This is a genomic window from Microbacterium sp. H6 (genome assembly GCF_003314775.1).
Lineage (GTDB): Bacteria > Actinomycetota > Actinomycetes > Actinomycetales > Microbacteriaceae > Microbacterium > Microbacterium oxydans.
Genome location: NZ_QOAY01000011.1, coordinates 1 through 809, shown reverse-complemented (window position 1 = coordinate 809; position 809 = coordinate 1). Strand labels below are relative to the sequence as shown.

Annotated in this window: 1 protein-coding gene; it reads left to right on the top strand. The window is 70.3% G+C overall.

What is annotated here, in order from left to right:
• The coding region (locus DSP71_RS00390) for a cytochrome c biogenesis protein ResB (RefSeq protein WP_147251144.1) at positions 1 to 809 on the top strand (809 nt) is incomplete at both ends.

The following is an 809-nucleotide window of genomic DNA, read 5'->3' as shown; positions in this document are numbered from 1 at the left end:
GTTCATCACTGACACGCAGATCCCGGCGTTCTCCCTCACCCTGGACCGGTTCCGCGTCGACTACGTCCTGGACAACGTCAACGCGCTCGGCATGCCGAAGACGTTCGACGCGCAGGTCACGACCACCACTGGCGGCACCCGGCAGGCCTCCAGCATCCGGGTCAACGAGCCGCTGCCGGTGGCTGGCACCGACATCTATCTGCTCGGCAACGGGTACGCCCCCACCCTCACCGTCCGAAACCCGGCCGGGAAGATCGTGTTCCGTGACACGGTCCCGTTCCTGCCGCAGGACGCGAATTTGACCAGCTTGGGCATCGTGAAGGTTCCCGACGGGCTGGCCGAGCAGGTCGGCCTGGTCGGGATGCTGTACCCCACCCGCGCGACCACCGCCTCTGGGGCGTTCGCGTCCAGCTACCCGGACCTGCTGGACCCGGTCGTCACCTTCAACGTGTACGTCGGCGACCTGGGCCTGAACACCGGGGTCCCGGTGTCGGTGTACGCACTGGACACCAGCACCCTCACCCAGATCGCCGGGCGGGGCACCCCCACCCCCGCCCTGCAGTTGGTCCCCGGCACCCCGGTTCCGCTGCCGGACGAGCTGGGCACGATCGAGCTCGGCCCGATCCCCCGATTCGCGTCGCTGGAGATCGCCGCCGACCCCACCCAAACCCCCACTCTGATCGCCGCGGTCGTCGCGATGGCCGGGTTGGCCCTGTCCCTGTTCGTGCCCCGCCGCCGCCTTTGGGTCCGCGCAACCACCGGCCGGGACGGCGGCACGGTGCTTGAGGTCGCCGGGCTCGCCCGCGGCG